The organism is Photobacterium lucens, from assembly GCF_009873615.1.
Taxonomy (GTDB): domain Bacteria; phylum Pseudomonadota; class Gammaproteobacteria; order Enterobacterales; family Vibrionaceae; genus Photobacterium; species Photobacterium lucens.
This window is the reverse complement of the sequence record NZ_SSMG01000431.1, coordinates 1-7,792: the sequence shown is the minus strand read 5'-3', so window position 1 is coordinate 7,792 and position 7,792 is coordinate 1. Positions and strand designations below refer to the sequence as shown.

Below are 7,792 nucleotides of genomic sequence, written 5' to 3'. Positions count from 1 at the left end.
GTCAAAATAAAAATAGTATCAAAATATTACGTAAAAAAAAGATCTATAGTGAATGAATAAGGTTATGAAATAGAAAATATATTATTTTTTTTGCATTTTAAAACGCAAAATAACTAGTATATTTTTTGTTTATGTCTCGCTATTAATACGAGGCATGATATTGATTTATTGCCTATATTATAAAAAAGAGGGAAATAAACGATATTAGAAAAGGTGACCTCAATGGTAGCACAGTGTGATAAAAAAACATTTAAAGCTCGACTCGTTGCTATTGGCTGTACTTACGAACCTTGGATTGCGTTATTGGAACAAACTGGATGGAAAACACATTGTTGTTATGATCTTCGTACTGCTGATGCCATCTTGGAAGAATACAGTCCTTGTATTTGTATTGTAGACCTAAGCAATAATGATTTTAGTTTGAACAGTATTTCTTTAAGGGCAAATAAAACAAAGCAAGTGAAATGGATAGCTGTTATTAAAAAAGAGCAGCTAGGTATGGATGCAATATGCCAATTTATAAATAATTACTGTATTGATTATTTTTCAATTCCTATTCCATCAACGCATTTACTAGAAACTGTCGGCCACCAACTAGGGATGTTAGAAATTGAAGCTAACTCTTGGACAGAAATAGATGCTCAACAAGATGTTGGTTTATTTGGAGAATCTAAATCGATTAAACATTTAAGAGACATGGTACGTCGTGTTGCAATGACAGATGTAAATGTCTTTATTAGTGGTGAGCAAGGTACCGGGAAAGACTTAATCGCAAATTCAATTCATAATTTGAGTAAGCGTAGAAACGAAGGTTTTGCCATGATTAACTGTGCATCACTGACTGAAGATGATGAAAAAATTGCTTTTCTTGATCCAGAAAGTAAACATGTCACAGAACATACAATCAAAGCGGGAACCGTGTTATTAAACGGTGTTGAAGAGTTATCTAAATCGCTACAACAAAAGCTGTTAGCTTATTTACAGCAACCTACTAATGATACATTAGATGATACAAGAGAGTGTGACGTACGTGTGATAGCCTGTTCAAGTGCAAATTTAGAGCAGGCGATTGCGAATGAAACATTCAGTAAGGAGCTGTATTATCGCCTTAATGTTTTCCATATTTCAGTTCCTACGTTACGCGAAAGAGGGGCTGATATCATTGCTCTAGCAGAGTACTTTTTGCAAAAATATTCGAGAGAATACAATACAATCGCAACGCAATATAATGAAGAAGCCAAGCAACTATTGCTGAGATACAATTGGCCAGGAAATGTGCGCGAACTGATTAACCAAATTAAGCGGGTTTCATTATTAACCGATGGTAACGAAGTGGGTGTTGAACACTTTGACTTACCGAAGAAGATTAATATGAAACAAAGCTTGAGAAATATTAAAGATGAAGCGGAAAAAGACGTACTGGTTGCGGTATTAGAAACCCATCGAGGTCAAGTTGCATCAGCAGCAAAAGACTTAGGTGTATCTCGCGCCACTATGTATCGACTATTGAATAAACATAATATTGTTCCTGATGTTCGTTATTATAACGGTTCGAATTACGCACAAGATTAATGTTTACTAAATACAATGAAGCCCACTTATCAATGAGTAAGTGGGCTTTTTTGTGTCTTTATCATGTTAGGGTTTAGTTAGAGTAAGGGTAAATAACAGCGGGCAGTGATCTGTTAGTTGGTATTGTTCAAGTTGATGTTTAGAAAATTGAATTTGTTGAGCGCTATTAAGTGTGAAATGAACACTGCTGAAACCATGATCAATCAGTTGTTTGTATTGTCGGTAATACACGCGATTATTTTTGATCACTTTAGCAAGACAATTACCGTTGATATTCTGACTTAGCCATTTGAGTGGCTTATTGGCTGAACTTGAGATAAAGCCATTATTGGTTGATGGTGGCTGATGAATTTGGTGGTTAAAGTCACCGATGATAATAAACGGTAGTTGCTTCGTTTGTTGATTATCGACCCATTGCTGAACTATTTGGCGTTGTAAATTCAATGTACGGCATGCTTTCTTTTTATTACTACTAAGTTGGTTGGGATAAAAACAACCAGACTTTAAATGCAGATTGGCAAGTGAGACAGTTTGATTGTTGAGTTGCAATGCTATAACTGATCCATAACGTAATTTTTGCGGGTAATGTGAGGTTAGACCAAGTGCTTTAGTAGGCGAGCTGAGCTCGGTTATATCGGGTAGTTGTTTTGTTATTAAGTGCTTTTTAACCGCAAAGCCTGTGAATTGATTGATGCCATTGAATTTATCTTCCGTGCTCATCGTTCTTGATGACATAAATACTTGATATTGATCTTTGGGGATCACTCTATAGAGGCTTTTCGCTGAGTTCACCTCTTGAAAGGCGAGTACATCGGGTTGGTGAGTGAGAAAGATTTGCTTTAATGCTTGGTAGTCTTTTGTTGTTCGTTGTATGTCGTTTTTGGGATGATCCGCTAACCATTGCAAATTCCATGTCATTAGCGTTAATGAATTTGCCTGACAAACACTAGCGAATATGAATTGAATCGCAAAAAAGAATAAATACGGGATCGGGTACTCCTTATTTTTACGTTAAATTTGAAAGCCTTATTATAATATTTATTGTGAAAATTTAGTTTCACTGTTACTGGTAAACGTAATTTTCTGGAGTGAGTTATCACATCACTTGAAAGCCACTCTCAATAAAGTATGCAGTGTGTTATCTCAAACAAAATGTATGGGTTATTGTTTGTACTTGGGTATAGCCACACTATTAGCTCCCTCTTAAAAAGGAATCAAAGATGGAGATATTACTGCTTGACCCCGAAGTTGCGTGGGGAAAATTTAAGATCCTTGCGTGGTTTGCTGCTTTATCTATTGTGTTGGTCTATGTCGTGCTCCGTATAGAAGCCTATATGAAATGTAAGTCATTAACGGTTAAAAGCATTGTGCTTAAGTGTTCTTTTCTACCGATATTATTTTTAACCGCAGGCTACTTAGAGCATTTAGATCGATTTTATAGTTTTGCAATTCAACCTAATGGCAATGTGATTTTGAATTATGTCTTTCCAGAAGGAAAAAAGGTAGCGCTACAGCCAGAAAAGGCATGGATAGATCATGATCGTGCTGGGTGTGCTGTCTATATTAAAGCGCAAGGTGAACGCTATAAAAGTGTAATGTCGGTACGAGCATCTAAATGTCGCCAAGCTGTTGAAGCCATATAACAAAACAGCCACTGAACGTTATCAGTGGCTGTTTATTATACCTTGTTCAAGGTGTTGACTAAGCAGCAATATAGCAATTACGCCCTGCTTCTTTGGCACGATATAAATTGTTATCCGCCGTTTCGATAAATTGTGTTGGACGTTGATTGGGATCGTATGCCGTTATGCCTTGGCTAATAGTGACGATATTACTAATATTTGAACTCGGGTGGATAATGGCGACTTTAGATAAGTTTTCTTGAATACGTTGTGAAACAAGAATAGCACCATCTAAATCTGTATTTGGCAGTAATACAACAAACTCCTCTCCGCCATAGCGAGAGACACTATCTATTCCTCGTAGTAGGCTAGCATCAATGATTTTGGCTACTAGTTTCAGGCATTCATCTCCTGCAATATGTCCTTGGGTGTCATTAAATTTCTTGAAGTAATCAATATCAATCAAAATCATCGAGAGCGGAATGTTGAGTCGTTTCGCGGTATTGATTTGTTTATCCAATTCCAATTGAAAGAAACGACGATTTTTAATTTGTGTTAATTGATCACGAGAAGCGAGATGATTAAGCTCTTTTAAGAGTTTCTTATTCTCATGTTCTTGCTGCACACGATTACTAAACCAACGATAAAGTACACGTCGACCTGATTCGACGATAATGGCGGTAACAGCGAGCTTCTCAAATGAAAAGAGATAGGTGAGCCTATCATCTTGCAGAGTCACCCAAGTACTAAATATTAAAATTGGCGCTACTGCTAAATATAATGCATCGCGATAGGTATAAAAACCGAGCAAAGCAACCATAATGGTGAGGTTGGCAATAACCTCTGCTGTCAGTGTTGAACGGGAAAAACTGCCAAGAATAAAGACGGTAGCTCCCCAACTTAAGCCATAGACAAAGGTATAACATGCAGCAACATAGCGGTAGTTGGATGGTTCTGACGTTCTATTGAAATAGGCTAGCCCAAACAGAGAAAGTACAATTTGCCAACAAAACTGAGCGGTGAGTACATATGTAGCTTTATGATTATGGCCAATGTGGTCAATCCATAATGTGGTGAGCATTACCGTTAAGATCATAAGAGATATTTTTGAAGCCCATAAAAAACCGATACGTAGGTTTTTATAGGTCACTCTATTGATCCGCTGTGTAAATGTTAAGCCATCCATTTATTTTATAAATCTACCTTTCTAAGTGGTCAAACAAGTTTACTTCATTAGCCGTAAAAGCAAGAATTTTTTCTCAATTTTTTTTCGAAAATGACCAATAAACTTATTGACAATTGTATATAAAAAAACGCTTTCAAAAAGAATTTTGTGACGTATCAAATGCATCGCTCGCAACGTAATCTCTCTTTAGTAGATATTGATTTGGATCAATGTTTGTTTTTGGAAAATCTCGCCTAATACCCACATCTTGTTGTCACGCATATACCGAATGCCTATATTTTGTGTTTGTGTGACACTGTCATGAATATCGAGTATTTAGGAGCCTGGTGTGAAACTTGTTGTGATTAAGCGTGATGGCTGCCGTGTACCTTTCGAGATGCAACGCATTAAAGAAGCGGTTATGGGGGCAGCTAAGTCAATCAATGACATGGAAATGAGCGAAGCGTATGCAATGTCTGTAGCTGAGGCTGCACTGGCTCAATTCCAGCATGCTGAAGAAGTAGAAATTCACGCCATCCAAGATGCTGTAGAAAACCAATTGATGGTTGGTCCTCATAAAGCCGTTGCTCGTGCTTATATTGAATACCGCCATGATCGTGATATCGCACGTGAAAAGAAAAGCCGTTTAAACAACGAAATTCGCGGCTTGATTGAGCAAAGCAATGCTTCTTTGTTGAATGAAAATGCAAACAAAGATAGCAAGGTGATCCCAACTCAGCGTGATTTATTGGCTGGTATTGTTGCTAAGCATTACGCGACTCAACATCTATTACCACGCGATATCGTAAAAGCGCATGAGTGTGGCGATATTCACTTCCACGATCTGGATTACTCACCGTTCTTCCCAATGTTCAACTGTATGCTGATTGATTTAAACGGTATGTTGACGCACGGTTTTAAAATGGGCAACGCGGAGATTGATACTCCGAAATCTATCTCTACAGCGACGGCAGTGACAGCTCAGATCATCGCGCAAGTGGCGAGCCACATTTATGGTGGAACGACGATTAACCGTATTGATGAAGTGCTTGCACCATATGTTGCAGTTAGCCATGAGAAGCATTTAGAAGTGGCTAATGAGTGGGGCATTGCTGATCCAGAAGCTTTTGCTAAAGCGCGTACTGAAAAAGAATGTTATGACGCATTCCAATCACTAGAATACGAAGTAAATACACTACACACGGCTAATGGCCAAACACCTTTTGTTACTTTCGGCTTCGGTTTAGGTACATCTTGGGAATCGCGTCTAATTCAAAAATCTATTTTGAAAAACCGTATTGCGGGTCTTGGTAAGAATCATAAAACAGCGGTATTCCCTAAACTAGTTTTCGCTATTAAAGATGGTTTAAACCATAAGCAAGGCGATGCTAATTACGATATTAAGAAGCTGGCGCTTGAGTGTGCTTCTAAGCGTATGTATCCAGATATTCTTAACTATGACAAGTTAGTCGAAGTAACGGGATCATTCAAAACTCCAATGGGCTGTCGTAGTTTCCTTGGTACTTACGAAGAAAATGGTGAATTGATCCATGAAGGTCGTAATAACCTTGGTGTGGTAAGTATCAACCTACCTCGTATTGCACTGGAAGCGAAAGGTGATGAAGCACGTTTCTTCGAGTTATTAGATGAGCGTTTAGCCCTATCTCGCCGTGCGCTTGATGCCCGTATCTCTCGCCTTGATGGTGTGAAAGCACGTGTTGCACCAATCCTTTATATGGAAGGTGCTTGTGGTGTTCGTCTTAAAGAAGATGATGATGTTTCTGAAATTTTCAAAAATGGTCGTGCTTCCATTTCACTGGGTTACATAGGTATCCATGAAACAGTGAATGCGCTGTACGGCAATGAAACACACGTTTACGACAGTGAAGCACTACGTCAAAAAGCAGTAGCTATTGTTAAACGTCTTCGCGATGCAACTGATGCATGGAAGAAAGAAACGGGTTACGGTTTCAGTTTATACAGCACGCCAAGTGAGAACTTATGTAGCCGTTTCTGTGCCATTGATACGAAAGAGTTCGGTGTTGTACCAGGCGTTACAGATAAAGGTTACTACACTAACAGCTTCCACTTAGATGTTGAGAAGAAAGTTAACCCTTACGATAAGATCGATTTTGAAATGCCATACCCTGAATTGGCGAACGGCGGCTTTATTTGTTATGGCGAATACCCGAATATTCAACATAACGTTGAAGCATTAGAAGATGTGTGGGATTACAGCTACAGCCGTGTGCCTTACTACGGTACTAATACACCTATTGATGAGTGTTACGAGTGTGGCTTTACTGGTGAGTTTGAATGTACAAGTAAAGGTTTTACTTGTCCTAAATGTGGCAACCATGAACCATCAAAAGTATCAGTAACACGTCGTGTATGTGGCTACTTAGGCAGTCCTGACGCGCGTCCATTTAACTTCGGTAAACAAGAAGAAGTGAAGCGTCGCGTTAAACATATGTAATTTCATCTGCATATGTGAAGAGCAAATAAATGAAGAAGTGCCTTAAACGGCACTTTTTCTTTTTAAGATTATTATTGAACAAAACATTAATGAGTGTAGGTGGCCTAAATGAATTATCACAATTATTACCCTGTCGATATTGTTAATGGACCGGGCACTCGTGCAACGCTATTTGTTTCTGGTTGTATTCATCAATGCCGAGGTTGCTATAACCAAAGTACATGGCGATTAGATGCAGGGCATTGTTTTGATCAAGCCATGGAAGATCAGATCATTAATGATTTGAACGATACACGTATTAAGCGTCGTGGTTTATCGCTATCTGGTGGTGATCCACTACACCCAAATAATGTGCCTGACATTTTGAAACTGGTAAAACGAGTTCGTAATGAGTGCCCAGGTAAAGATATTTGGCTGTGGACGGGTTATACCTTAGCGGAGTTATCTGAACAACAGCGTGAAGTGATCGCATTGATTGATGTGATTGTGGATGGTAAATACGAAGAAGATAAGCGAGATCCATCTTTGGTTTGGCGAGGCAGTGAAAACCAAGTTATCCACTACCTTAAATTACAAGACTAAATCTTATCGTATCTTCAACCATTATCATTTAATAATGTGGTTATTAATAATATTTTTGTGTGTAAAATTCATACAAAAGGTGTGATTTTTCACAGTGTTAGTAAAGTTATCCACTGTTTCTGTGTATAAGTATGGGAAAAGACAGTGTATGACTTTACTTTTTATGTAACGTGATTAATACGTTTAAAACATGCCAACTTTTCATTTCTGAACACTTTTTTAATAGTTTTATTAGTAAAGCATCCTATTCAGTTAAATACATTTCATTGTTAGATCATGCTTCAAAAAATAGAAAGTTGACAATTTCTTGCAATGATTGTGTGAAGTGATAGGTAGCACAGTTTTTTATAAATTTTCATTTATTATATGATGTGG

The 7,792-nt window shown here is 37.9% G+C and carries 6 protein-coding genes; 4 read left to right on the top strand and 2 right to left on the bottom strand.

Features of this window, described 5'->3' with window-relative positions:
- Positions 1-222 precede the first annotated feature (222 nt).
- Entirely contained in the window at positions 223-1,572 is a 1,350-nt protein-coding gene (locus tag E5A76_RS17390) for a sigma-54-dependent transcriptional regulator (protein WP_053989327.1), read from the top strand.
- Positions 1,573-1,638: 66 nt separating this feature from the next.
- On the opposite strand, the gene E5A76_RS17385 is transcribed toward E5A76_RS17390, so the two are convergent.
- The gene (locus E5A76_RS17385) at positions 1,639-2,490 is read right to left on the bottom strand and encodes an endonuclease/exonuclease/phosphatase family protein (protein WP_161119706.1); all 852 of its coding nucleotides are present in this window, start codon (positions 2,488-2,490) and stop codon (positions 1,639-1,641) included.
- Positions 2,491-2,792: 302 nt separating this feature from the next.
- Here E5A76_RS17385 and E5A76_RS17380 point away from each other — a divergent pair, with 302 nt between their 5' ends.
- The gene (locus tag E5A76_RS17380; RefSeq protein WP_053989325.1) at positions 2,793-3,215 is read left to right on the top strand and encodes a hypothetical protein; all 423 of its coding nucleotides are present in this window, start codon (positions 2,793-2,795) and stop codon (positions 3,213-3,215) included.
- A 58-nt stretch (positions 3,216-3,273) separates the two neighbouring features.
- On the opposite strand, the gene E5A76_RS17375 is transcribed toward E5A76_RS17380, so the two are convergent.
- Entirely contained in the window at positions 3,274-4,344 is a 1,071-nt protein-coding gene (locus tag E5A76_RS17375) for a GGDEF domain-containing protein (RefSeq protein WP_316247348.1), read from the bottom strand.
- A 364-nt stretch (positions 4,345-4,708) separates the two neighbouring features.
- Between E5A76_RS17375 and nrdD the strand changes: the two genes are divergently transcribed.
- Both nrdD and nrdG read left to right on the top strand, forming a co-directional pair.
- Positions 4,709-6,835, top strand: a complete 2,127-nt coding sequence (gene nrdD, locus E5A76_RS17370) for an anaerobic ribonucleoside-triphosphate reductase (protein ID WP_161119704.1) — start codon at positions 4,709-4,711, stop codon at positions 6,833-6,835.
- Between the two features lie 108 nt (positions 6,836-6,943).
- Positions 6,944-7,417, top strand: a complete 474-nt coding sequence (nrdG, locus tag E5A76_RS17365; protein ID WP_053989322.1) for an anaerobic ribonucleoside-triphosphate reductase-activating protein — start codon at positions 6,944-6,946, stop codon at positions 7,415-7,417.
- Positions 7,418-7,792 lie beyond the last annotated feature (375 nt).

What these genes read in the sequence shown, in the direction of transcription:
- E5A76_RS17390 (WP_053989327.1), top strand. Translation starts at nt 223, where the DNA reads ATGGTAGCACAGTGTGATAAAAAAACATTTAAAGCTCGACTCGTTGCT.
- E5A76_RS17385 (WP_161119706.1), bottom strand. Translation starts at nt 2,490, where the DNA reads ATGACATGGAATTTGCAATGGTTAGCGGATCATCCCAAAAACGACATA.
- E5A76_RS17380 (WP_053989325.1), top strand. Translation starts at nt 2,793, where the DNA reads ATGGAGATATTACTGCTTGACCCCGAAGTTGCGTGGGGAAAATTTAAG.
- nrdG (WP_053989322.1), top strand. Translation starts at nt 6,944, where the DNA reads ATGAATTATCACAATTATTACCCTGTCGATATTGTTAATGGACCGGGC.